17 protein-coding genes and 1 pseudogene are annotated in these 26207 nt (G+C 48.0%); all 18 read left to right on the top strand.

Translation table 11 applies throughout. From position 1 onward, the window contains the following. Positions 1-11 precede the first annotated feature (11 nt). The 18 genes and pseudogenes from dxr to pnp all read left to right on the top strand — a co-directional run bounded on the left by dxr (position 12) and on the right by pnp (position 26115). Entirely contained in the window at positions 12-1163 is a 1152-nt protein-coding gene (gene dxr, locus ACVC9U_RS10155) for a 1-deoxy-D-xylulose-5-phosphate reductoisomerase (RefSeq protein WP_026579731.1), read from the top strand. Between the two features lie 6 nt (positions 1164-1169). Further along, positions 1170-2435 (top strand): RIP metalloprotease RseP, encoded by a 1266-nt coding sequence (rseP, locus tag ACVC9U_RS10150; protein WP_142238606.1) that lies wholly within the window; start codon positions 1170-1172, stop codon positions 2433-2435. Positions 2436-2542: 107 nt separating this feature from the next. Further along, positions 2543-4261, top strand: coding sequence for a proline--tRNA ligase (locus ACVC9U_RS10145; RefSeq protein WP_075752799.1), 1719 nt, complete (start codon positions 2543-2545; stop codon positions 4259-4261). An 87-nt stretch (positions 4262-4348) separates the two neighbouring features. Further along, the gene (locus ACVC9U_RS10140) at positions 4349-8665 is read left to right on the top strand and encodes a PolC-type DNA polymerase III (RefSeq protein WP_441390749.1); all 4317 of its coding nucleotides are present in this window, start codon (positions 4349-4351) and stop codon (positions 8663-8665) included. 411 nt (positions 8666-9076) lie between these two features. Beyond that, positions 9077-10883: pseudogene (locus tag ACVC9U_RS10135) on the top strand (glycoside hydrolase family 9 protein). A gap of 76 nt (positions 10884-10959) precedes the next feature. Next, positions 10960-13074 (top strand): glycoside hydrolase family 48 protein, encoded by a 2115-nt coding sequence (locus ACVC9U_RS10130; protein WP_075752793.1) that lies wholly within the window; start codon positions 10960-10962, stop codon positions 13072-13074. Positions 13075-13205: 131 nt separating this feature from the next. Beyond that, positions 13206-14762, top strand: coding sequence for a cellulase family glycosylhydrolase (locus tag ACVC9U_RS10125; protein WP_237562669.1), 1557 nt, complete (start codon positions 13206-13208; stop codon positions 14760-14762). A gap of 183 nt (positions 14763-14945) precedes the next feature. Then, positions 14946-16133, top strand: coding sequence for a glycoside hydrolase 5 family protein (locus tag ACVC9U_RS10120; RefSeq protein ID WP_075752791.1), 1188 nt, complete (start codon positions 14946-14948; stop codon positions 16131-16133). 193 nt (positions 16134-16326) lie between these two features. Beyond that, the gene (rimP, locus tag ACVC9U_RS10115) at positions 16327-16800 is read left to right on the top strand and encodes a ribosome maturation factor RimP (protein WP_023857195.1); all 474 of its coding nucleotides are present in this window, start codon (positions 16327-16329) and stop codon (positions 16798-16800) included. Positions 16801-16831: 31 nt separating this feature from the next. Then, complete coding sequence (gene nusA, locus ACVC9U_RS10110) at positions 16832-17950, top strand: transcription termination factor NusA (protein ID WP_020451429.1); 1119 nt, start codon at positions 16832-16834, stop codon at positions 17948-17950. Between the two features lie 13 nt (positions 17951-17963). Further along, positions 17964-18239 carry an RNase P modulator RnpM gene (gene rnpM / locus ACVC9U_RS10105; protein ID WP_029327011.1) on the top strand — a complete coding sequence of 92 codons (276 nt, stop codon included), beginning with the start codon at positions 17964-17966 and terminating at the stop codon, positions 18237-18239. Then, entirely contained in the window at positions 18240-18542 is a 303-nt protein-coding gene (locus ACVC9U_RS10100; protein WP_020451431.1) for a YlxQ family RNA-binding protein, read from the top strand. 19 nt (positions 18543-18561) lie between these two features. Next, the gene (gene infB, locus ACVC9U_RS10095) at positions 18562-20994 is read left to right on the top strand and encodes a translation initiation factor IF-2 (RefSeq protein ID WP_441390745.1); all 2433 of its coding nucleotides are present in this window, start codon (positions 18562-18564) and stop codon (positions 20992-20994) included. 18 nt (positions 20995-21012) lie between these two features. Continuing rightward, complete coding sequence (gene rbfA / locus ACVC9U_RS10090; RefSeq protein WP_003181873.1) at positions 21013-21366, top strand: 30S ribosome-binding factor RbfA; 354 nt, start codon at positions 21013-21015, stop codon at positions 21364-21366. Between the two features lie 71 nt (positions 21367-21437). Next, the gene (gene truB, locus ACVC9U_RS10085) at positions 21438-22367 is read left to right on the top strand and encodes a tRNA pseudouridine(55) synthase TruB (protein WP_075752787.1); all 930 of its coding nucleotides are present in this window, start codon (positions 21438-21440) and stop codon (positions 22365-22367) included. A 15-nt stretch (positions 22368-22382) separates the two neighbouring features. Then, positions 22383-23342, top strand: a complete 960-nt coding sequence (gene ribF, locus ACVC9U_RS10080; protein WP_075752785.1) for a bifunctional riboflavin kinase/FAD synthetase — start codon at positions 22383-22385, stop codon at positions 23340-23342. Positions 23343-23526: 184 nt separating this feature from the next. Beyond that, positions 23527-23796, top strand: a complete 270-nt coding sequence (rpsO, locus tag ACVC9U_RS10075; RefSeq protein ID WP_003181879.1) for a 30S ribosomal protein S15 — start codon at positions 23527-23529, stop codon at positions 23794-23796. A 201-nt stretch (positions 23797-23997) separates the two neighbouring features. Further along, positions 23998-26115, top strand: coding sequence for a polyribonucleotide nucleotidyltransferase (gene pnp / locus ACVC9U_RS10070; protein WP_020451436.1), 2118 nt, complete (start codon positions 23998-24000; stop codon positions 26113-26115). Positions 26116-26207 lie beyond the last annotated feature (92 nt).

Raw genomic sequence — 26207 nt, 5'->3', positions numbered from 1 at the left:
GTGCGGCAATTTTGAAGAACATATGTCTATTGGGGGCGACAGGCTCCATAGGAGAACAGACGCTTGATGTGATCAAAGCGCATGACGATAAGTTTCAGCTGACCGCCATGTCTTTCGGAAAAAACGCCGAAAAAGCGGCAGAAATCATTGAAACATTTAAACCGAAGTATGTATCCGTAGGGGATGAGCATACATATGAAGCATTAAAACAGCATTCTTTTTCTTACACCTTTAAAACAGGGATCGGGGAGGAATCTTTAATCGAAGCGGCCGTTAGTCCGGAAGCGGATGTCGTCGTCAACGCTCTCGTCGGCAGCGTCGGTCTTCTGCCGACTTTAAAGGCGATGGAGCATAAAAAAACAGTCGCGCTTGCAAATAAGGAAACTCTCGTGACAGCCGGTCATATAGTGAAAGAACACGCCCAAACATACGATGTCCCGCTCTTGCCCGTCGACAGCGAGCATTCCGCGATTTTCCAGGCGCTCCAAGGGGAAAATCCGAAGCATATTAAACGGCTGATCGTCACGGCTTCAGGCGGCAGCTTCAGGGACAGAACAAGGCAGGAACTTGAAGGCGTCACAGTGGAAGAAGCCCTCAATCATCCAAATTGGTCGATGGGTGCAAAAATCACGATCGATTCGGCTACAATGATGAATAAAGGGCTCGAGGTCATTGAAGCGCACTGGCTGTTTGATCTGCCTTATGACCGGATCGATGTCCTCCTTCACAAAGAAAGCATCATTCATTCAATGGTGGAATTCCATGACCGAAGCGTCATCGCCCAGCTTGGCACACCTGATATGAGAGTGCCGATTCAATATGCGCTCAGCTATCCGGAACGCCTGCCGTTTGATGAAGCCAAATCACTCGAACTCTGGGAAGTCGGACAGCTGAATTTTGCCCAAGCTGATTTTGAAAGGTTCCGCTGCTTACAATTCGCTTATGAATCAGGTAAAATAGGCGGTACAATGCCGACTGTTTTAAACGCGGCCAACGAGGAAGCCGTTGCGGCATTTCTTTCAGGCAGGATTTCCTTTCTCGGGATTGAAGACATCATTGAAAAAGCTTTGGAACGCCATCAGGTGATCGCAAAGCCGAGCCTTCAAGAGATCCGTGAAGTGGACAAAGACGCCAGAAAGTTTGTCCAAACATTACTCACATAAGGTGGTATGTTCGTGAATACTGTGATCGCGTTTATTCTTATTTTTGGAACGCTCGTATTTTTCCATGAGCTTGGTCATCTCATCCTTGCTCAAAGAGCCGGAATACTGTGCCGGGAGTTTGCTATCGGCTTCGGTCCGAAAATCTTTTCGTTTAAGAAAAATGAGACCGTTTATACGATCAGGCTTCTTCCGATCGGCGGCTTTGTCAGAATGGCCGGTGAAGATCCTGAGATGATTGAAGTGAAGCCCGGTTATACGGTCGGGCTGTTGTTCGACAGCGAAAACAAAGTCGAAAAGATCATTATTAACCAAAAAGAAAAGTATCCTGACGCATTGGTCATCGAAGTGGAGCAGGCTGACCTGGAGCACCAGATGAGGATTACGGGCTATGAGCACGGCAATGAAGATCATCTCTCTTCCTTTTCTGTCAGTGAAACGTCCTTTTTCATCGTAGACGGGGAAGAAGTCCAGATCGCTCCTTACAACCGCCAATTCCATTCAAAAACGGTTTGGCAGCGTATAAAGGCGATTGCGGCCGGCCCGATCATGAACTTTATTTTGGCTTATGTCATTCTCGTATTGCTCGGCCTGATGCAGGGAGTGCCGTCTGACGAGCCGGTGCTCGGCAAGTTGATAGACAACGGACGGGCGGCGGAAGCGGGGCTCCAGGAAGGAGACCGCATACAAACGATCAACGGGGAGAACATGAGATCGTGGACGGATATTGTCAACACTGTCAGGGAACACCCTGAAAAAGAACTGAAAATCGTTGTGATGCGCGACAACGTTAAGGTGACGAAATATGTAACACCTGAAGCAGTCAAGGCAGGGGATGAAACCGTCGGCAGATTCGGCGCTTACAACCCGGTGAAAACAGGAATCCTGACATCGATTTCCTACGGTGCGACCGAAACGGCGACAGTGGCGCAGAGCATCGTGACCAATCTCGGAAAGCTCGTCACGGGACAATTCTCAATCGACATGCTGGCCGGTCCTGTCGGCATTTATGACATGACAGACCAAGTGGCCAAGACAGGCGTTATCAACCTGCTGAAGCTGGCCGCATTTTTAAGCATCAACCTCGGGATCGTCAACCTTCTGCCAATCCCTGCGCTGGACGGCGGCAGACTGTTGTTCCTGTTTATTGAAGCGATCCGCGGAAAGCCGATCAACCGAGAGAAAGAAGCGTTTGTCGTCTTTGTCGGCGTCGCATTTTTGATGCTCTTAATGCTTGTCGTCACATGGAACGATATCCAGCGCTTATTTCTGTAAAACCAATTGCCTTTTTAAGTGCAGCCAAGCCTTTTAAAAGGCTCTTTTTTAGGGACGCCGTTCCCGACTCAAAAAGTAACCAACTGAAACAAATGAGGTGCGAACGAATGAGACAGAGCAGGACTTTAATTCCTACGCTCCGCGAAGTGCCGGCTGATGCTGAAGCGAAAAGCCATCAGCTTCTTCTCAGAGCGGGGTTTATCAGACAAAACACAAGCGGTGTATACAGCTATATGCCTCTTGCCAATAAAGTCATTCATAAAATCCAGAGCATTGTCCGCGAAGAAATGGAGAAAATCAATGCCGTCGAAATGCTGATGCCGGCGCTCCAGCAAGCGGAAACTTGGCAGGAATCGGGAAGATGGTACACGTACGGTCCTGAGCTCATGAGGCTGAAAGACCGCCACGGCCGCGAATTTGCCCTTGGCGCGACACACGAAGAGGTCATCACAAGCATCGTCAGAGATGAAGTGAAATCGTACAAGCGCCTTCCGCTGACCCTTTACCAGATCCAATCGAAATTCCGCGATGAAAAGCGCCCGCGCTTCGGTCTGTTGAGAGGCCGCGAATTCATCATGAAGGATGCGTATTCCTTCCATTCTTCCGCCGAAAGCCTTGATGAGACGTACAATGATATGTACCAGGCGTATACGAATGTGTTTACGCGCTGCGGCCTGAATTTCAGACCGGTCATTGCAGATTCAGGCGCGATGGGCGGAAAGGATACCCATGAATTTATGGCATTGTCCGATGTCGGTGAAGATACAATTGCGTACTCTGATCAGTCTTCATACGCTGCCAACATCGAAATGGCTGAAGTGAAGGAAGCCGGTGCTGGCGAGCAGGCTGAAATGAAAGAGCTCCAGGAAGTCCACACACCTTCGGTCAAAACGATCGAAGAAGTTGCCGCATTTCTTGGCATATCCCCGTCAGACTGCATGAAATCAATGCTCATGAAAGCAGACGGACGTTTTGTCCTCGTGTTGACGAGAGGGGATCATGAAGTCAACGATATTAAGGTGAAGAATCTGCTCCAAGCAGAAACGATCGAATTCGCGAGCGCCGAAGAGGTTGCTGAGATAACAGGTACTGAGCCTGGCTTTGTCGGACCGGTGGGGCTCGACCGTGAAATCGAAATCTTTGCAGACTTTGCTGTGAAGGCGATGGCAAACGCAGCAGCAGGAGCGAATAAAACAGATTACCATTATCAAAACGTGAATATCAGCCGGGATGCGCACAATGTGACATTCGCCGATCTCCGCTTTATCCAGGAAGGAGACCCTTCACCGGATGGAAACGGAACGATCCGTTTTGCAAAAGGAATCGAAGTCGGACAAGTTTTTAAACTCGGCACCCGCTATTCAGAAGCGATGGACGCAACATACCTTGACGAAAACGGACGCGCTCAGCCGATGCTGATGGGCTGCTATGGAATCGGGATTTCCCGGACACTTTCGGCCATCGTTGAGCAGCATCATGACGATAAAGGCTTGATCTGGCCGCTGGAAGTGACGCCGTATGACCTGCACATCCTCGCGCTTAACATGAAAAATGACGCGCAGGTTCAGCTTGCCGAAAAGCTGTATGAAGATTTTAAAGCGAACGGCTATGACGTACTGTTTGATGACCGTGCTGAACGGGCAGGCGTTAAATTTGCAGATTCCGATTTGATCGGTCTGCCGATCCGCATCACGGTCGGAAAAAGAGCTGATGAAGGCGTTGTCGAAGTGAAGATCCGCAAAACCGGAGAATCATTTGAAGTCGCCGCTGAAGAGCTTTTGGACTTTATCGAAAAACAAGTCAAGAGCTTATCTTCTCACGCTTAAAGATGTTAAACTAGAGTAAAGGAAGGTACCTCGGGAATCGTCCCAAGGTACCTTCAATTATGATTTTCTTTTAGGGAGGAATCTGTCTTGGAAGACCAGCTTTCTGTCAACAGAAGACAGTTTCAAATTCTTCTGCAGCAGCTGAATGTAACGGAAGATACGATGATCCGCCATCTTGAAGGCGGACAAATCATAAAGCTGACCGTTCATAAAAACAAGAAGACATGGCACTTTCACTTTAAATTGAAAAATGTCCTGCCTTATCAAATCTTCGAACGGTTTCACACCCAGCTGACCCGCACCTTTTCCCATATCGCTCAGGTCACATGTTCCATCGAGGCGGAAAACCCTTCGATTGACGAGCAGCTTGTTCAGGATTACTGGACGCGCTGCATCCAGGAACTCGACGGTATTTCCCCGCCGATTTTGACGCTTTTGAACGACCAAAAGCCCAAGCTTACGGGGAACAAAATCCTGCTTAAAACGAAAACAGATACAGAAGCATCCGCTTTAAAAAAGAAATACAGCTCGCTCATCCAGTCTAGCTACTGCACATTCGGTTTTCCTGAGCTCCAGCTCGACACAGAAATCTTTGTGTCAGATCAAGAGATTCAGAAATTCAGAGAGCAAAAAATGGCCGAAGATCAAGAGAGAGCCCTTCAGGCTTTAATCGAAATGGAAAAGCAGGATAAGGAAGCCCAAGACGATGAAGCGCCGTCAGGCCCTCTTCAGATCGGCTACCAGATTAAAGACTCTGAAGAGATCAGAACGCTTGACAGTATCATGGATGAAGAGCGGAGAATTACGGTGCAAGGCTATGTATTCGACGCTGAAACAAGAGAGCTGAAAAGCGGCAGAACGCTTTGTATCTTTAAAATAACCGACTATACAAACAGCATTCTCGTCAAAATGTTCGCGCGTGAAAAAGAGGACGCTGTTTTGATGAAGTCCCTGAAAAAAGGGATGTGGGTAAAGGCGAGAGGCAGCATACAAAACGATACGTTCGTCCGCGATTTGGTGATGATCGCCAACGATGTCAATGAAATCAAAGCGAAAACCCGTGAGGATACAGCACCGGAGGACGAAAAACGTGTCGAGCTCCACCTCCATTCACCGATGAGCCAGATGGATGCCGTATCAAGCATCGGCAAGCTTGTCGAACAGGCGAAAAAATGGGGGCATCCGGCTATCGCGCTCACTGATCACGCTGTTGTCCAATCGTTTCCTGATGCATTCGCGGCGAGCAAAAAGCATGGCGTGAAAATGATCTACGGACTTGAAGCCAACCTCGTCGACGACGGCGTGCCGATTGCCTACAATCCGGTGCATCGTCTGCTTGAAGAGGAGACATATGTCGTGTTCGACGTCGAGACGACGGGGCTGTCGGCCGTCTATGATACGATCATCGAGCTGGCCGCAGTAAAAGTAAAAGGCGGGGAGATCATCGAACGCTTTGAAAGGTTTGCCAACCCGCATCGCCCTTTATCGGCTACGATCATCGAGCTGACGGGGATTACCGATGATATGCTGAAAGATGCGCCTGAAGCCGAAGAGGTCATCCGAGATTTTAAAGAATGGGTCGGAGATCACACGCTTGTCGCTCACAATGCAAGCTTTGACATCGGCTTCATCAATGTCGCCTACAAGCGTCTGCTGAATTCGGAGAAAGTGCAGAACCCGGTCATTGACACACTTGAGCTGGGCCGTTTTCTTTATCCGGAATTCAAAAACCACAGGCTGAATACGCTTTGTAAAAAGTTTGACATCGAGCTCACCCAGCACCACAGGGCGATTTATGATACTGAAGCGACGGGCTATCTCCTTGTGAAAATGCTGAAAGACGCGGCCGAAAAAAATATCCTGTACCACGATCAGCTGAATGAAAATATGGGGCAGTCCAATGCCTATCAGCGTTCAAGGCCGTATCACGCGACCCTTTTGGCGGTCAATGAGACAGGTTTGAAAAACCTTTTCAAACTCGTTTCGCTTTCACATATCCATTATTTTTACAGGGTGCCGAGGATCCCAAGATCACAGCTTGAAAAGTACAGAGAAGGCCTGTTAATCGGTTCGGCGTGCGACAAAGGCGAAGTATTCGAAGGCATGATGCAGAAATCGCCGGAAGAAGTAGAAGACATCGCTTCATTTTATGACTATCTTGAAGTCATGCCGCCTGAAGTTTACCGGCACCTGCTCCAGCTTGAACTCGTCAGGGATGAAAAAGCGTTAAAAGAAATCATCGCCAACATCACAAAGCTCGGCGAGAAGCTGAATATTCCGGTAGTAGCAACAGGCAATGTCCATTACCTGAACCCTGAGGATAAAATTTACCGCAAGATTCTGGTATCCTCACAAGGCGGCGCAAATCCGCTCAACAGGCACGAGCTGCCGAACGTTCATTTCCGTTCGACGGATGAAATGCTTGAGGCCTTTTCATTTTTGGGTGAGGAAAAAGCGAAAGAAATCGTGGTCAAGAACACCCGCTTGATCAGCGAGCGAATCGAAGAAATCAAGCCGATCAAAGACGATCTTTACACACCGAAGATTGAAGGCGCAGATGACGAAATCCGCCGCATGAGCTATGAGAAAGCAAAAAGCATTTACGGCGACGACCTTCCGGAAATCGTCGAAAAACGGATCGAAAAAGAGCTGAAAAGCATTATCGTCCATGGATTCGCCGTCATCTATCTGATCTCTCATAAGCTTGTAAAACGCTCCCTTGATGACGGCTATCTCGTCGGTTCAAGGGGATCTGTCGGTTCTTCCCTTGTCGCAACATTGACGGAAATTACCGAGGTCAACCCGCTGCCGCCGCATTACGTCTGTCCGGATTGCTGCCATTCTGAGTTTTTCAACGACGGATCGGTCGGTTCTGGATTTGATTTGCCTGACAAAGACTGTCCGAAGTGCGGAGCGGCCTACAGAAAAGACGGCCACGACATTCCGTTCGAGACGTTTCTAGGGTTTAAAGGGGACAAGGTTCCTGATATCGACTTGAACTTCTCAGGCGAATATCAGCCGCACGCCCACAACTATACGAAAGTCCTGTTCGGAGAGGATAACGTCTACCGTGCGGGAACGATCGGCACAGTCGCTGAAAAAACGGCTTACGGGTATGTCAAAGGGTATGCTAACGACAACAATTTGCATATGCGCGGGGCGGAAATCGACCGCCTTGTCCAAGGCTGTACAGGCGTCAAGCGGACGACAGGACAGCACCCGGGCGGAATCATCGTTGTGCCTGATTACATGGATATTTACGACTTTTCACCAATCCAGTTTCCGGCGGATGCCACCGATTCCGAATGGAAGACGACGCACTTTGACTTCCATTCCATCCATGACAACCTGCTGAAGCTGGATATTCTCGGACACGATGATCCGACGGTCATCCGTATGCTCCAGGATCTGAGCGGGATTGATCCGAAGACAATACCGACCGATGATCCCGAAGTGATGAAAATTTTCCAAGGGACAGAATCTTTAGGGGTAACCGAGGAGCAGATCGGCTGTAAAACCGGAACGCTTGGCATCCCTGAATTCGGAACCCGCTTTGTCAGACAGATGCTCGAGGACACCAAGCCGACGACATTTTCCGAGCTCGTTCAGATTTCCGGCCTGTCACACGGCACGGACGTATGGCTCGGAAACGCGCAGGAGCTGATTCACAATAATATTTGTGAACTGAGCGAAGTGATCGGCTGCCGTGATGATATTATGGTGTACTTAATCTACCAGGGGCTTGAGCCATCCCTCGCCTTTAAGATTATGGAATTTGTCCGTAAAGGTAAGGGACTGACACCTGAGTGGGAAGAAGAAATGAAGAATAATAATGTTCCGGACTGGTATATCGATTCCTGTAAAAAAATCAAATACATGTTCCCGAAAGCCCACGCTGCGGCATATGTTTTGATGGCGGTCAGAATCGCCTATTTTAAAGTCCATCATCCGCTGCTCTACTACGCAGCATACTTTACGGTGCGGGCCGACGACTTTGATATCGAAACGATGATCAAAGGGTCGACAGCGATTAAAGCCGTCATGGATGACATCAACTCTAAAGGCCTTGACGCTTCTCCTAAAGAGAAAAGTTTGCTCACGGTGCTTGAGCTGGCGCTTGAAATGTGCGAAAGGGGCTTCTCTTTCCAAAAAGTCGACTTATACAGATCGAGCGCTTCCGAATTCATCATTGACGGAAACAGCTTGATTCCGCCGTTTAATTCAATACCGGGGCTTGGAACAAACGCCGCCTTGAATATTGTCAAAGCGAGAGAAGAAGGCGAATTTCTTTCAAAAGAAGATTTGCAAAAAAGAGGCAAGGTGTCAAAAACGATCATGGAATACTTGGAGCGCCACGGCTGTCTCGAGTCGCTTCCAGATCAGAACCAGCTGTCTTTATTTTAAAGGCTGCCGACTTATTCGGCAGTCTCTTTTTTGTTGCTAACCCAGCGCGTTCTTCAAAGATTCAGAGGCGCGAATATTGCGGTATCAAAGTTTGTTAGATTGATTGACAATAAAAATACATTAATGTTAATATTTTCAAAATGATATCATTCTATAAAGAAGTCCGCTTTTTCAGTGAACAGAAGTTAGTTTCTTGATTAAACAAACAAAGTTCTTCGTTCCTCCGTCAAACACTGAACCTGCATGTTGAACCAAAATAGGTGAATCAGCAGCACATCCTCAAATTTCAAAAATTCAATCAGGCTCTTCTCCGCTTACCGAAAGACACCATTTGTCCGTCACTAAAGGAGGTGAGTGTAATGTAAACATCGGCTGTTTTGAAGGAAAACAAAATGAGGAGGAAGGAGTCAGTTGAAAGAGAAAGCTTTTTTGAAAATGAAAGCGTTTTTCCTTGTTTTACTGCTTGCGTTTGCGATGTTGTTCATGCCGGCTTTCGGCAAGGCGGACATTGCATTTGCGAAAGAGAACCAAAATTATGCGGAGTTGCTGCAAAAATCAATTCTTTTCTATGAGGCGCAGCGCTCGGGAAAGCTTCCGGAAGGCAGCCGTCTGAATTGGAGAGGGGACTCTGCGCTTGAGGATGGAAAAGATGTCGGCCATGATTTGACAGGCGGATGGTATGATGCCGGAGATCACGTGAAGTTCGGCCTTCCAATGGCTTATTCTGCGGTCGTTCTGTCATGGTCCGTCTATGAGTACCGCGATGCCTATGAAGCGGCCGGCTTATAAGATAGATGCAGCCTGTCCCGGGTCAGACCTTGCCGGCGGTACAGCAGCAGCCCTAGCTTCTGCATCAATCATTTTCAAGCCGACAGACGCTTCTTATTCAAATAAACTATTGGCCCATGCCAAGGAATTGTACGATTTTGCCGACCGCTACCGCGGCAAATATTCAGACTGCATTACAGACGCGCAGCAATATTATAATTCGTGGAGCGGGTATAAAGATGAGCTGACATGGGGAGCCGTCTGGCTCTACTTGGCAACCGGCGAACAAAAATATTTGGATAAAGCGCTTGCTTCGGTCTCAGATTGGGGCGATCCCGCAGGCTGGCCTTACCGCTGGACGCTTTCCTGGGATGACGTCACTTACGGAGCACAGCTGCTGCTCGCTCGTCTGATGAACGAATCCCGATTTACCGCATCTGTCGAACGCAATCTTGATTATTGGTCGACAGGCTACAATCATAATGGAAGCACAGAGCGTATCACTTATACACCAGGCGGGCTGGCGTGGCTTGAGCAGTGGGGATCGCTGCGCTACGCTTCAAACGCCGCTTTTCTCGCTTTTGTTTATTCAGATTGGGTAAAAGATGCCGGCAAAGCAAAAAGGTATCGGGGTTTTGCGGTTCAGCAAATGAACTATATGCTTGGGGATAATCCGCAACAGCGCAGCTTTATCGTCGGGTACGGAACAAACCCGCCGAAACACCCGCATCACCGCACCGCACACGGTTCATGGGCCGATCATATGAATGTCCCTGAAAACCACCGCCATACCCTTTACGGCGCGTTAGTAGGCGGACCGGGAAGAGATGATTCGTACCGGGACGAAACAAATGATTATGTGTCAAACGAAGTTGCGATCGATTACAATGCGGCTTTCACGGGCAATGCAGCGAAAATGTTTCAACTGTATGGTGCCGGGCAATCACCGCTGCCTCATTTTCCCGAAAAGGAAACACCAGAAGATGAATTTTTTGCAGAGGCATCCATAAACAGCTCGGGAAACAACTACTCAGAAATCAGAGTGCAGCTTAATAACCGATCAGGATGGCCGGCAAAGAAAACCGATAAGCTGTCGTTCCGCTATTACGTGGACCTGACTGAAGCGGTGAATGCCGGATTTTCTTCGGAAGATATAAAGGTATCAACCGGATACAACGAAGGGGCGTCGGTGTCCCAGCTGAAGCCATATCACATCGACGAACACATTTACTATACGGAAATCAGCTTCAGCGGGGTTATGATATACCCCGGCGGTCAATCCGCCCATAAGAAAGAAGTTCAGTTCCGCCTAGCGGCTCCGGCGGGGACGTCTTTTTGGAATCCGGAAAATGACCACTCTTACCGGGGGCTGTCACACACGCTGGCAAAAACCCGGTATATGCCGGTATATGATGAAGGCCGGCTTGTTTTTGGAAATGAGCCCGACTAAAAAACACCCGGATTCAATCCCCGGCAGTCCCATCATATGAAAACGAAAGCTTGAAGCTTCAAAAGGAGGACGCATCATGGACAATAAAACACGCTTTATGCAATTGTATGAGCAAATTAAAAATCCGCAAAACGGTTATTTTTCGCCTGAAGGCATTCCTTATCACTCAGTTGAAACGCTCATATGCGAAGCGCCTGATTACGGCCATATGACAACATCTGAAGCATACAGTTATTGGCTGTGGCTTGAAGCGATGTACGGCCGATACACACAGGACTGGTCAAAGCTAGAAGTCGCCTGGGATAATATGGAGAAATATATCATCCCGGTCAATGAAGGCGATGGAAACGAAGAACAGCCGACGATGAACTATTATAACCCCTCAAGCCCTGCCACATATGCCGCCGAACACCGCCACCCAGATCTTTATCCTTCGTCTCTGACCGGACAATATCCGGCCGGAAACGATCCGCTTGACAGTGAACTTAGATCCACATACGGAAGCAATGAAACGTATTTAATGCACTGGCTGCTTGATGTCGATAACTGGTATGGATTTGGGAACCTGTTGAACCCATCACACACCGCCATTTATGTGAACACTTACCAGCGCGGTGAACAGGAGTCTGTTTGGGAAACGGTTCCGCACCCCTCTCAGGATAATCAGACGTTTGGAAAACCGAATGAAGGATTTATGAGTCTGTTTACAAAAGAAAATCAGGCTCCTGCCCCGCAATGGCGCTACACTAATGCGACCGACGCCGATGCGCGCGCCGTTCAGGCGATGTACTGGGCAAGGCAATGGGGCTACAGCAATACGAAGTATTTAGAAAAAGCTAAAAAAATGGGGGACTTTCTCCGTTACGGCATGTATGACAAATACTTTCAAGAGATTGGAAGCGCTGCTGACGGCTCGCCTTCCCGCGGAACTGGAAAAAATGCCTGTCATTATTTAATGGCATGGTACACCGCTTGGGGAGGCGGATTGGGACAGTATGCCAACTGGGCGTGGCGGATCGGTGCGAGTCATGTGCACCAAGGTTATCAAAACCCTGTCGCTTCTTATGCACTGTCGACGGCTGAAGGCGGATTGGTTCCAAATTCATCCACCGCGCGCAGCGATTGGGAAAAGGCGCTGAAAAGGCAGCTGGAACTTTACACGTGGCTGCTTTCTTCAGAAGGAGCTGTTGCAGGCGGCGCCACGAACAGCTGGAACGGCAGCTACAGCGCATATCCGCAGAATGTCAGCACATTTTACGGAATGGCATACACAGAAGCGCCTGTATATCACGATCCGCCTTCTAACAATTGGTTCGGGATGCAAGTCTGGCCGCTGGAAAGGGTGGCGGAACTGTATTATATTTTCGCAGAGAACGGTGACAAATCGTCTGAAAACTTCCAAATGGCAAAGCATGTGATTGAAAAATGGATCGCGTACTCGCTTGATTATGTGTTTGTGGGCGAACGGCCTGTTACTGATGAAGAAGGCTATTATTTAAATGAAGCGGGAGAACGCGTCCTTGGCGGCCAAAACCCGCAGATCGCCGTACAATCCGATCCAGGCGAGTTTTGGATTCCGGCAAACCTTGAATGGAGCGGCCAGCCTGATCCGTGGAAGGGATTTGATTCATTTACCGGAAATCCGGGACTGCATGTCACGACGAAGAATCCTTCTCAAGATGTCGGCGTTCTCGGCAGCTATATTAAAACGCTTGTCTTCTTTGCAGCCGGAACAAAAGCCGAAACCGGCGGCTTTACCGCTCTTGGAAACAAGGCCAAAAACGTGGCAAAAGAACTGCTTGATGCAGCATGGAATAAAAATGACGGAATCGGTATCGCAGCAGAGGAAGAACATGAAGATTATATCCGCTACTTTACGAAGGAAGTCTATTTTCCGAATGGCTGGAGCGGCAGAAACGGGCAGGGCAACACCATTCCTGGTTCCAACACTGTGCCGTCTGATCCGGCAAAGGGCGGTAACGGCGTCTATATCAGTCATGCCGACCTGCGTCCGAAAATTAAAAACGATCCGATGTGGCCTTATTTGGAAAATAAATATCAGACCTCGTGGAATCCGAATACAGGCAAATGGGAAAACGGTCTGCCGACTTTTGTGTATCACCGTTTCTGGTCTCAGGTCGATATGGCGACAGCTTACGCTGAGTATGACCGTTTAATCGGAAATGCATAACAATCGGTAAGAGAATGCCAGATTGATATGCGCTTGAACGTTTGGGAAAAGGCGGCGTTCAGCCGCCTTTTTTAAATTTAGGGATTTTAGCGAGTGTTTTGCACGATCATCTAAAAAAGGAGATCAAAAGTTTGAGAGAAAAATGGTTAGCCTTATGTTTAAAGTCGATCATTCTGTTCGTTTTGATCATGGGAACCGTTCTTTTATCCGCAGTTCCGAAAGCTTCGGGAACAAGCGGGCCAGCAAAGCAAAAAAAGCAGAGCATCATCACCCCGTCAGACCTTTTGGAAAACATGAGCCCCGGATGGAACCTTGGCAACACGCTGGATGCTGTTCCGACAGAAGGCTCTTGGAACAATCCGCCGGTTCGCGAGCATACTTTTGATGATATTCGCGACGCGGGGTTTAAAAGCGTCCGGATTCCGGTGACATGGGACTCCCACATCGGCAGCGCTCCCGGGTATCCGATCGACACCGCTTGGATGAACCGGGTGGAAGAAGTGACGGATTGGGCGTTGGAAAGAGAATTTTATGTCGTGTTAAATATTCACCACGATTCTTGGCTATGGATCAGCCGCATGGGAAACAGCCAGCAGGAGACATTAGATAAGCTGGGGAAAGTCTGGAAGCAAATTGCCGAGCGTTTTAAAAACAAAAGTGAACGCCTCCTGTTTGAAATCGTCAATGAACCGACTGGAATGAACGCATATCAAATGAATCTGCTTAACCGCGAGATGCTGAACATCATCCGTTCAACAGGCGGCAACAACAGCCAGCGGTTTGTGATCGTCGGGGGGCTTGAAGATAACAAAGATGAATTGCTTCATTCATTTGAACCGCCTGATGATGACCGGATTGTCCTCACATATCACTATTATTCTCCGTGGGATTACGTATCAAACTGGTGGGGCCGGACAACTTGGGGATCGGCAGCCGAAATCTCCGAGATGGAGGAGGATATCAAACCGGTTTATGAAAAATTTGTAAGGGAAGGATACCCGGTTATCATCGGCGAATACGGTACCCTCGGCGCCAATGAAAAGCATTCAAAGCGGCTCTATCATGATACGTTTGTCCGCCTTGCCCACAAATATCAAATGATCCCGATGTGGTGGGACAACGGGAATGACCAGTTTGACCGGACTGAGAGACAGTGGCGCGATCCTGTTGTTAAAGAGATTGTCATTCAGGCGGGACGCGGCGTTCCCAATGCGATCATCAAACCGGCAGATCTTTTTATAAAAAAAGGTCAAAACCTCAGCGATCAGACGGTGGACATTCAGCTGAACGGCAATGTGCTGACTGGCATTTATCAGAAATCCGAACCATTAAAGGAAGGCAGTGATTATACAGTTGACAATGCCGGAAAAACGGTCTCTATTAAGGCATCCTGCTTGGCAAAGCTGCTGAACGGGTCCGGGCAGCCTGGGGTAAAAGCGCAGCTCACTTTTACGTTTCATAAAGGAGCCAGCCAGGTTATGGATATCATTCTTTATGATGACCCGAAGCTTGAAAAAAGCGAATTCACCATCAGTCAATCGGCAATCAGCGGTGATCTCAAAATCCCGGCGTCACTGAACGGAACGAAGCTGGCTACGGTTAAAGGAGTCGTCGATTCTACAGGAAGGCCGGTTCTTGAAGAAGTATGGTCATGGACGCCCTACTTGAACTATGACGAGGATTTTTAGACGGGGATTTGTATTTGAGAGAGCGGGTTTTAAAGTATTTGAAAAGCAATTCCACCTTTACATTTGAACTGTGGCCGAAAGGCGTCGAGACGGTCGTGAAGGTAAAAGTCACGCCTTGAACGGCCTTCTAATCTCTGAATGGCGCCGTCCATGGATCCTCTCTATGAAAGCAGGGAAAACATAATGATGACGAGAAAGGTTTTTTTGACACTGCTGATGCCGTTTTTGCTTGCGCTTTCCGCCATTCAGTTTGGCAATCCCCGGCCGGCACTAGCCGCATCTCCTTTTGTTGAGACATCCGGAACATCGTTCACTTTAAATGGAAAAGACTTTTATTTTGCCGGGGCGAATAACTATTATTTCCATTATAAATCTAAAAAAATGGTCGATGATGTGTTCGAAGATATGAAAGCGATGAATTTGAAAGTGATCCGCATCTGGGGTTTTCTTGACGGCCAGCCGCAGGAAAATACCGTCATGCAGCCAAGGCCGGGCATATATGATGAATCAGGATTTTCAAAGCTTGACTATGCCATTTATAAAGCGGGGCAGACAGGGATAAAACTAGTCATCCCTTTTGTGAACAACTGGGATGATTTCGGCGGAATGAATCAATATGTCAGGTGGTTTCAGGCGGATGGACATGACGCCTTTTATACTCATCCGGACATTAAAGAGGCGTATAAAAATTATGTATCCTATATGCTGAACCGAGTCAACACATATAATGGCGTCAAATATAAAGATGATCCCGCGATTATGGCGTGGGAGCTTGCCAATGAACCAAGGGTCCAGTCTGACAGGACCGGAAATACACTTGTCGAATGGGCGGATGAGATGAGCGGATTTATTAAATCCATTGATCAGAACCATCTTGTAGCGGTTGGAGATGAAGGATTTTATCATATAGAAGGGCACCCTGATTGGCATTACAACGGCGGAGAGGGTGTGGATTGGAAAAGGCTGACCGCTCTGAAGCATATTGATTACGGCACATATCACCTCTATCCGGATCATTGGGGCAAAACGGCCGAGTGGGGGAATCAGTGGATCACAGACCATATTTGCGATGGAAAAGAAATCGGCAAGCCGGTCGTTTTAGAAGAGTACGGCTATCAGGATAAGTCCAGAAGGGACGACGTCTACAGAACATGGCTTGAACTCATAGAAAAGCAGGGCGGGGCGGGCAGCCAATTTTGGATTTTGACCGGTATTCAGGATGACGGGACCCTTTATCCGGACTATGACGGTTTTCGGATCGTTTATCCGAGCTCTGCCGCTTCTGTCATTTCAGAACATGCGAAGCGGATGAATGAAAAATCATCCCCTTCCGAAATGCGTCAGACTAAACGCTGTCATGATTTGCAATAAAAATATGGTTATGGTATAGTTTTATTGGAAATGCTAACGATAGCCGAGGCGAAGAGTGGGGAAACCCGCTCTTTTGTATTGAACAGGCAATTTTGTCTCGACATGTTCATCGTTTTTTCTAAAATCCCCTGCTTTTGAAGCAGGGTTTTTACGAGGGAGCTGATGAATGGGAGCCTGCACAAGGAGGAAAAGTATGAGTAACAAAGTGATCGATACCGTCAGCGAAATGGTCCAGCCTATACTAGACAATCTTCAGCTTGAGCTCGTTGACATCGAATTTGTCAAGGAAGGTCCGAGCTGGTTTCTTCGCGTGTTTATTGATTCAGATGACGGCGTGGACATCGAGGAATGTGCCAAGGTTAGCGAAGCTCTTAGTGAAAAGCTCGACGAGGCTGATCCGATCAAGCAAAACTATTTTCTTGAAGTATCGTCACCTGGAGCTGAGAGGCCTTTAAAGAAAGAAGCCGATTTCATGAAAGCGCTCGGAAAAAACGTATATATTAAAACGTACGAACCTATTGAAGGCAATAAAGAGTTTGAAGGCGAGCTTTCCGCATTTGACGGTGAAAACGTGGAAGTCGCGGTGATGATCAAAACGCGCCGGAAAACGATCAATATTCCATATGATAAAGTAGCCAAAGCAAGGCTGGCTGTTTCGTTCAATTAATTTTTGACTGTTTAAGGGGGAAACCATAAACATGAGTAGTGAGTTGTTAGATGCCCTGACGGTTCTTGAAAAAGAAAAGGGAATCAGTAAGGACATTATTATTGAAGCAATTGAAGCTGCGCTCATTTCCGCTTATAAGCGGAACTTCAACCAGGCGCAGAACGTCAGGGTAGATTTAAATCGCGACACCGGTTCAATCCGCGTTTTCGCCCGCAAAGATGTCGTGGATGAAGTGTATGATCCGCGCCTTGAAATCTCGATTGAAGATGCCGTAAACATCAATCCGAACTACATTGTCGGAGATGTCGTGGAAATCGAAGTGACACCGAAGGATTTCGGCCGCATCGCTGCCCAGACGGCAAAGCAGGTCGTGACTCAGCGCGTCCGCGAAGCGGAGCGCGGCGTCATCTATTCCGAATTCATCGATCGCGAAGAAGATATCATGACAGGCATCGTTCAGCGGATCGACAATAAGTTCATCTATGTCTCTTTAGGAAAAATCGAGGCCCTTCTGCCGGTTTCAGAACAGATGCCGAATGAAGTCTACAAGCCTCATGACCGGATCAAAGTGTTCATTACAAAAGTCGAAAAAACGACGAAGGGTCCGCAGATTTACGTTTCAAGAACTCATCCAGGTTTATTAAAACGGCTCTTTGAAATCGAAGTCCCGGAAATTTACGATGGAACGGTCGAGCTCAAATCCGTGGCGAGAGAAGCGGGAGACCGCTCGAAGATTTCCGTCCGCACGGATAATCCCGACATCGATCCCGTCGGTGCCTGCGTCGGACCGAAGGGTCAGCGCGTTCAGGCGATCGTTAATGAATTGAAAGGCGAGAAAATTGACATTGTTCACTGGTCAAACGATCCGGTTGAATTCGTCGCCAATGCGCTGAGCCCTTCAAAAGTGCTCGACGTCATCGTCAATGAAGAGGATAAGGCGACAACGGTTGTCGTTCCCGACTACCAGCTGTCGCTCGCCATCGGAAAAAGAGGTCAAAACGCCCGCCTGGCAGCCAAGCTGACAAGCTGGAAGATCGATATTAAAAGCGAAACAGATGCAAGAGAGCTTGGAATTTATCCAAGGGAGCTTGAAGAAGAGGAGCCGGAAGAGCTTTTCTTTGAAAGCGAAACTCCAGAATCGGATGAATAAGAGGTGACCTTTGGTGAAAAGCCGAAAGAAGATCCCGCTTAGAAAATGCGTCGTAACAGGGGAAATGAAGCCTAAAAAGGAGCTCATCCGCGTCGTCCGTTCGAAAGAAGGGGAAGTTTCCGTAGACCCGACCGGCAAGAAAAACGGCCGGGGAGCCTACCTTACACTTGATAAAGACGTCATTTTAACTGCAAAAAAGAAAAACAGCTTAGCAAATCAGCTTCAAGCACAGATTGATGATCAGATTTTTGATGAACTGCTGGAACTGGCGGAAAAGGAGAACAGATAAATGTCGGAATCAGAATGGTTTTCCTTGCTGGGTCTGGCGAATCGAGCTCGAAAGGTCGTGTCCGGAGAAGACCTGGTTGTGAAAGAAATCAGGCATTCGCGCGCAAAGCTTGTTTTGCTTGCAGACGACGCATCGGCTAACACGGAGAAAAAAGTAACCGACAAATGCAGGCACTACGATGTACCGGTGAAAAAAGTCGGAGATCGTATGCTTTTGGGCCGTTCAATCGGCAAAGAATCCCGTGTGGTTGTTGCTGTCACTGATCAAGGTTTTGCGAATACGTTGCTCCGAAAGCTCGATTAATTTTTTGGGGGGTGAACGAATGGCTAAAATGAGAGTTTATGAATATGCAAAAGCCATAAATGTTTCAAGTAAGGATATTATCGCGGCATTGAAAGATATGAATATCGAAGTCAATAACCATATGGCGATGATCGAAGAAAATGCGATCAAACAGCTCGATCAAAAATTCAAGAAGGGCGCTAAACCTGCGGGAAATAAAAAGGATGCCGGTACAGGCGGACAAAAGCCGCAGCAAGAAGCCGCAAAACAGAATGCCGGAAGTAAGCCAAATAAAAATCGAGACGGAAAGAAGAATAACGTGCAGAATACTCAATTTAACAATAAAAACAAGAAGAAAAACAACAACAACAATAACAAAAAGAACAAGCGCGGTAAAAATCATCAATCTCCGCAGGAGAAGCAGTTCAAGCCGAAAAAAGAACTGCCTGAAAAAATCGAATTTACCAACTCAATGTCGGTCGGGCAGCTTGCCGAAGAGCTCGGAAAAGAACCGTCAGAAATCATTAAAAAATTAATGCTTCTCGGCACTATGGCAACGATCAACCAAGATCTTGACAAAGATACCGTTGAGCTGATCGCTTCAGAATACGGCGTCGACGTCGAAGAAGTGATCGTCCTTGAAGAAACCGAGTTCGAAAAATACGAAGAGCCGGATCAAGAAGAAGACCTTGAAATCCGTCCTCCTGTCGTTACAATCATGGGCCACGTCGACCACGGAAAAACAACGCTTCTCGACAGCATCAGAAAAACGAAGGTCGTCGAAGGCGAAGCCGGAGGCATCACACAGCACATTGGCGCTTATCAGATCGAGGAAAACGGCAAAAAGATCACCTTCCTTGACACTCCGGGCCACGCCGCATTCACAACGATGCGCGCACGCGGTGCGGAAGTTACGGATATTACGATTCTCGTCGTAGCTGCAGATGACGGGGTCATGCCGCAGACGGTCGAAGCGATCAACCATGCGAAAGCGGCTGAAGTGCCGATCATCGTCGCTGTCAACAAAATCGACAAACCGACGGCAAACCCTGACCGGGTGATGCAGGAGCTGACAGAGCACGGTCTTGTTCCGGAAGCATGGGGAGGCGAGACGATTTTCGTTCCTCTTTCAGCACTGTCAGGAGAGGGAATCGATGAGCTGATCGAAATGATCCTGCTCGTCAGCGAGGTCGAGGAGCTCAAAGCGAATCCGAACCGCAGAGCAAAAGGAACGGTCATCGAAGCCGAGCTTGATAAAGGAAAAGGTTCTGTCGCAACACTGCTCGTTCAAAACGGAACGCTTCACGTCGGAGATCCGATCGTTGTCGGGAACACATTCGGACGCGTTCGCGCGATGGTCAATGATATCGGCAGACGCGTTAAATCGGCGGGGCCGTCAACACCTGTTGAAATCACCGGGTTGAACGAAGTTCCGAACGCAGGGGATCAGTTCCTTGTGTTCAAAGACGAAAAAACAGCCCGTTCAGTCGGAGAAGCGCGCGCTACCAAACAGCTTGAAGAACAGCGCAGCGATAAAGCGAAGCTCAGCCTTGATGACTTGTTTGAACAGATTAAACAAGGCGATGTCAAAGACATTAATCTCGTTGTCAAAGCCGATGTGCAAGGCTCTGCTGAAGCTCTCGTTGCAGCACTGCAAAAAATAGAAGTCGAAGGCGTCAGAGTCAAAATCATCCACACAGGCGTAGGTGCGATTACTGAATCAGACATTATTTTAGCTTCTGCATCAAATGCAATCGTGATCGGGTTTAATGTCAGACCTGACGGAAATGCTAAGAGTACCGCCGAAGCCGAAAATGTGGATATCCGCCTTCACCGCATCATTTATAAAGTCATCGATGAGATCGAAGCAGCCATGAAAGGCATGCTTGATCCTGAGTATGAAGAAAAAGTGATCGGCATGGTTGAAGTCCGTCAAACATTCAAAGTCTCTAAAATCGGAACGATTGCCGGAGGCTATGTAACGGAAGGTACGATCACGCGTGACAGCGGAATCCGCTTGATCCGCGACGGCGTCGTCATCTATGAAGGTGAAGTCGATGTGCTGAAACGCTTTAAAGATGATGTAAAAGAAGTTTCACAAGGATATGAATGTGGTATCACCATTAAGAAATACAACGACATACGCGAAGGCGATATGATCGAAGCGTATGTTATGCAAGAAATTGAAAAGAAAGTGATCGGTTTCGTTGAATGCGAATGCATCATTTACGATGCATCATCACTCAAGGAAAAACGGGCGGTGCTGAAGCGGGTGATCACAAGAATCCGCGCAAAGTTCAACGTTTCTGTTTCAGAAATTGACTACCAGGACACTTGGCAGCGCACAAGCTTTGGTATCGCCGCCGTTTCTTCCTCTCGCGTGCAAACGGAAAAAGAGCTGCAACGGGTTCTAAGCTTTATCGACTCTTTTCCGGAAATTGAACGGACGATCACGAGAACAGAGTGGTTTTAACGTAGAGGTGGTATGGTCATGACGATGAGAGCTACCCGTGTGGGTGAGCAGATGAAAAAAGAACTTGGTGACATTATCGGTAGAAAGCTGAAAGATCCGCGGATCGGATTTTTAACAGTCACTGATGTCAGGGTCTCAGGTGATCTGCAAATTGCCAAAGTGTATATTTCCGTTTTAGGCGATGAAAAGAAACGGGAAGAAACGCTCAAAGGCCTGGCAAAAGCAAAGGGCTTTATTCGTTCCGAACTTGGAAACCGAATCAGGCTTCGCAAAACACCTGAAATCCATTTTGAGTTCGATGAATCGATCGATTACGGAAACCGTATCGAAACATTGATTCACGAGCTGAACGCAAACAAAGAAGAATCATAAGCTGAAAAAGGATAGGCGGGCGACTGCCTGTCCTTTTTAGCTCCAAATGAGAAAGGGGCGAAGAAACACGAATGTATAACGGAGTCCTTCTGTTACATAAACCGGTCGGCATGACTTCACACGACTGCGTCATGAAGATCCGCAAACTGTTGAAAACAAAAAAGGTCGGCCATACCGGCACATTGGATCCCGAGGTGTCGGGCGTCCTCCCGATCTGCGTCGGGAGAGCAACCAAAATCGTCGAGTATTTGACCGAAAAGTCCAAAACATATGATGCAGAGGTCACGCTTGGCTGTTCCACGGAGACAGAAGACCAGACGGGAGAAGTCACGGAAACGAAACCCGTCTTAGCGCCGCCTGATGAACAGACCGTGCAGAGCGTACTGAGATCTCTTGAAGGAACGATTGAGCAAGTCCCGCCGATGTATTCCGCTGTCAAGGTAGCCGGCAAAAAGCTGTATGAATACGCGCGGGCCGGAATCGAGGTTGAACGGCCGAAGCGGGCCATCACCATCCATCATATCGAACTGGCATCCGAGATTCGCCACGAGCAGGATAAAGCCCGCTTTCGGTTTGTTGTGACATGTTCAAAAGGCACATATGTCAGGACCTTGGCGGTAACAATCGGGGAGAAGCTCGGATATCCCGCGCATATGTCCCACCTGGTCAGGACCGCATCAGGCCCTTTTACCCTTGATGAATGCTTGACCTTCGAAGACGTCGAAGGCTTGATTGCTGACGGAACATTGTCCGAAAAGTTCGTCCCCATCGAACGTGCGCTTGATCATTTGCCGAAATGGATAATTAGTGATACATTAGCTAAGAAAGTGGAAAATGGAGCGGTGCTTGAAACGCCCGGCAGCTTTTCTCATTTGACGAGCGAAGACCGAATTGCGGTCTTTACGGAAGCAGGCCGGTGCACAGCCGTCTATTATCCGCATCCGACCAAGACCGGCCTGTTGAAGCCGGCAAAAGTACTCGTGCAAAAAAGCGAACAATAGAAAAGGTGACCGTTCTTGAAGACGATACATATTTCCCACCCACACGACTTGAAGCGTGAGGATTTTCCGACATCAGTTATGGCATTAGGCTATTTTGACGGTGTTCACCTGGGACATCAGCAAGTGATTCTTACTGCAAAAAACACCGCGGCAAGGGAAGGGGTCAAAACGTCGGTGATGACCTTTCACCCCCACCCTTCTGCCGTGCTCAAAAAAGGCCGGGAGCCAAAAGATTTAATCACGCCTTTGCAGGACAAAATCAGCATCATTGAAGATTTAGGGGTCGATTTTTTATACGTTGTCACATTTACCCCTGAATTCGCTTCTCTATCGCCTGAAGAATTTATCGATCAATATATACTCGGCTTTCACGTTACTCATGTTGTCGCCGGATTTGACTTTACCTTCGGGAAATTCGGCAAAGGCACAATGGAAAACTTCCAGGAGTATGCGAAAGGCAGTGTCAAAAGCACGTCTGTCGCAAAATATTCCAATCAGGACCAAAAGGTGAGCTCCACGAGAATCCGCACCGTCCTGGGAGCCGGAGACGTCGAATACGCCGCTGAACTGCTCGGCAGGCCGTACCATGTGAAAGGCTTTGTGATCCACGGCGATAAAAGGGGCCGAACGATCGGATTTCCGACCGCCAATATCGGCCTTAAAGACACATACATCGTCCCGCCGACAGGTGTGTATGCCGTTAAAGCCGAAATCGGCGGCGCTGTCTACAACGGCGTCTGCAATGTCGGATACAAGCCGACGTTTTATGAAAAACGGCCGGGGCAGCCTTCAATCGAAGTCAACTTATTCGATTTTGACCGTGACATATACGGGTCCGAAATTAAGGTTGAATGGTATAAGCGGCTGAGGAGCGAAAAAAAATTCGGCAGCGTTGACGAGCTTGTCGAACAGATTTCCAGAGACAAAGAAGAAGCGATCCGCTTCTTCAGAGAGCGGAAGCCGGCCGGAATCTAGATGTATGGAAACGGCAATACGCGTCAACAATGGTGATAATAGCTAAACTTCATCATAAATGGTTGCATTAGGCCCGCATTTCTAGTATCATATTGTCTGTAGCTTTAAAACCGTTCACTTGGCAAATCGAATCACCGGCGTTTGCTAGGTAATCGGGGCTAATATTATATGGAGGTGAAACAGGATGGCAATTACTCAAGAGCGTAAAACACAACTCATCAATGAGTTCAAAACCCACGAATCTGACACGGGATCACCGGAAGTTCAGATCGCTATCCTAACAGATCAAATCAACAACTTGAACGAGCATTTACGCACTCACAAGAAAGACCATCACTCACGTCGCGGTCTTCTTAAAATGGTAGGTAAACGTCGTAATCTTCTTACGTATCTTCGTAACAAAGACGTAACTCGTTACCGTGAGTTGATCAACAAACTAGGATTACGTCGATAATCGTGAAAAGCGGGAGGATTCCCGCTTTTTTATCGTATAAGAACGAATATCCGGCAACTCCAAAACGCGTTGTTCATATAAATGATTTTAAATGACACCGATTCATTCTTTACATAGCACTTTGCCATTGATATGTTCAATTCATTTCGTTCATAATAGGAGTAACCTAAAAACTATCCGAAGAGAGGAGTTCATATAAGAATGGGACAAGAGAAACATGTCTTTTCCATAGATTGGGCCGGCCGCAAGCTGACGGTAGAAACCGGCCAGCTTGCAAAACAAGCAAACGGAGCTGTCATGGTGCGTTATGGAGACACCGCCGTGCTCAGCACCGCAACGGCTTCAAAAGAACCTAAAACCGTAGACTTTTTCCCGTTAACCGTGAATTATGAAGAAAGACTTTACGCCGTCGGAAAGATTCCGGGCGGGTTTATTAAAAGAGAGGGCAGACCGAGCGAAAAAGCGATTCTCGCCAGCCGGTTAATCGACCGGCCGATCCGTCCGCTGTTCGCAGACGGCTTCCGGAATGAAGTTCAAGTCGTCAGCATCGTCATGAGTGTTGACCAGGATTGTTCGTCGGAAATGGCGGCAATGTTCGGATCGTCTCTTGCGCTGTCCGTATCGGACATCCCGTTTGAAGGGCCGATCGCCGGAGTGACGGTAGGGCGGGTTGACAACGAATTCATTATCAATCCGACACTTGAACAGCTTGAAAAAAGCGACATTCACCTCGTCGTAGCGGGAACGAAGGATGCGATCAACATGGTTGAAGCAGGAGCAGACGAAGTTCCGGAAGAGATCATGCTTGAAGCGATCATGTTCGGTCACGAGGAGATCAAGCGGCTTATTGCGTTCCAGGAGGAAATCGTCGCCGCTGTCGGGAAAGAAAAATCAGAAATCACCCTGTATGAGATCGATTCCGATCTGAAAGAAAAAGTGCGGGGAATGGCCGAATCAAACCTCTTAAAAGCGATCCAGGTTCATGAAAAGCACGCGCGCGAAGACGCGATCAGCGAAGTGAAAAACGAGGTTTTGGCCAAGTTTGAAGAAGAGGAACACGATGAAGACACGCTGAAACAAGTGAAAGACATCTTGTCGCAGCTTGTTAAAAATGAAGTGCGCCGTCTGATCACGGAGGAAAAAGTTCGTCCTGACGGCCGGGCTGTCGATGAGATCCGCCCGCTTTCTTCAGAAGTCGGACTCCTTCCGAGAACACACGGTTCAGGCCTTTTCACACGGGGTCAGACGCAGGCGCTCAGCATTTGTACGCTCGGTGCGCTTGGCGATGTGCAAATTTTGGACGGTCTCGGTGTCGAGGAATCAAAACGCTTTATGCACCATTACAACTTCCCACAATTCAGCGTCGGGGAAACAGGGCCGATGCGCGGACCGGGACGCCGCGAAATCGGGCACGGAGCCCTCGGGGAACGTGCGCTTGAACCGATTGTTCCGTCTGAAAAAGACTTCCCGTACACCATCCGCCTCGTCTCTGAAGTGCTTGAATCAAACGGTTCAACTTCCCAGGCGAGTATTTGTGCAAGCACGCTTGCGATGATGGATGCAGGGGTGCCGATTAAAGCACCGGTTGCCGGAATCGCGATGGGTCTTGTCAAATCAGGTGACAACTACACGGTCTTAACCGATATTCAAGGTATGGAAGACCATCTCGGAGATATGGACTTTAAAGTAGCGGGAACGTCCAAAGGCGTCACAGCTCTGCAAATGGATATTAAGATTGAAGGCCTATCAAGAGAGATTTTGGAAGAGGCTCTTCAGCAGGCGAAAAAAGGCAGAATGGAAATTCTTGAAAGCATGCTGAGCACATTGGCTGAATCAAGAAAAGAGCTTTCTCCTTATGCGCCGAAAATCTTGACGATGTCGATCAATCCGGATAAAATCCGCGACGTCATCGGACCAAGCGGAAAACAAATCAATAAGATCATTGAAGATACAGGTGTTAAAATCGATATTGAACAAGACGGCACAATCTTCATCTCTTCCACCGATGAAAGCATGAACCAAAAAGCGAAGAAAATCATCGAAGACCTTGTCAGAGAAGTTGAGGTCGGACAGCTTTACTTAGGTAAAGTAAAGCGGATTGAAAAATTCGGAGCTTTCGTTGAACTGTTCAGCGGAAAAGACGGTTTGGTCCATATTTCAGAGCTTGCGCTCGAACGGGTAGGAAAAGTCGAAGATGTCGTCAAAATCGGCGACGAGCTCCTTGTTAAGGTTACCGAAATCGATAAACAAGGACGCGTCAACTTATCAAGAAAAGCTGTACTGCGTGAACAGAAGGAAAAAGAAGAACAAAAATCGTAAAAAAACGGTGTTTTATCTTGCTTCTGTCTTCGTCTTCAAAGCAAAAGGAAGCCTGGGTAACCCGGCTTCTTTGTTTTAAGCCGTGAAAACGG

Source organism: Bacillus sp. GM2 (assembly GCF_056155945.1).
This window is presented reverse-complemented; position numbering and strand designations above follow the sequence as displayed.

Excerpts from the sequence above, each read along its gene's own strand:
- ACVC9U_RS10120 (WP_075752791.1), top strand. The coding sequence starts at position 14,946 with ATGATGACGAGAAAGGTTTTTTTGACACTGCTGATGCCGTTTTTGCTT.
- truB (WP_075752787.1), top strand. The coding sequence starts at position 21,438 with ATGTATAACGGAGTCCTTCTGTTACATAAACCGGTCGGCATGACTTCA.
- rpsO (WP_003181879.1), top strand. The coding sequence starts at position 23,527 with ATGGCAATTACTCAAGAGCGTAAAACACAACTCATCAATGAGTTCAAA.
- ACVC9U_RS10100 (WP_020451431.1), top strand. The coding sequence starts at position 18,240 with ATGTCGGAATCAGAATGGTTTTCCTTGCTGGGTCTGGCGAATCGAGCT.
- rimP (WP_023857195.1), top strand. The coding sequence starts at position 16,327 with ATGAGTAACAAAGTGATCGATACCGTCAGCGAAATGGTCCAGCCTATA.
- ACVC9U_RS10130 (WP_075752793.1), top strand. The coding sequence starts at position 10,960 with ATGGACAATAAAACACGCTTTATGCAATTGTATGAGCAAATTAAAAAT.
- infB (WP_441390745.1), top strand. The coding sequence starts at position 18,562 with ATGGCTAAAATGAGAGTTTATGAATATGCAAAAGCCATAAATGTTTCA.
- nusA (WP_020451429.1), top strand. The coding sequence starts at position 16,832 with ATGAGTAGTGAGTTGTTAGATGCCCTGACGGTTCTTGAAAAAGAAAAG.
- pnp (WP_020451436.1), top strand. The coding sequence starts at position 23,998 with ATGGGACAAGAGAAACATGTCTTTTCCATAGATTGGGCCGGCCGCAAG.
- rbfA (WP_003181873.1), top strand. The coding sequence starts at position 21,013 with ATGACGATGAGAGCTACCCGTGTGGGTGAGCAGATGAAAAAAGAACTT.
- ACVC9U_RS10145 (WP_075752799.1), top strand. The coding sequence starts at position 2,543 with ATGAGACAGAGCAGGACTTTAATTCCTACGCTCCGCGAAGTGCCGGCT.
- rseP (WP_142238606.1), top strand. The coding sequence starts at position 1,170 with ATGTTCGTGAATACTGTGATCGCGTTTATTCTTATTTTTGGAACGCTC.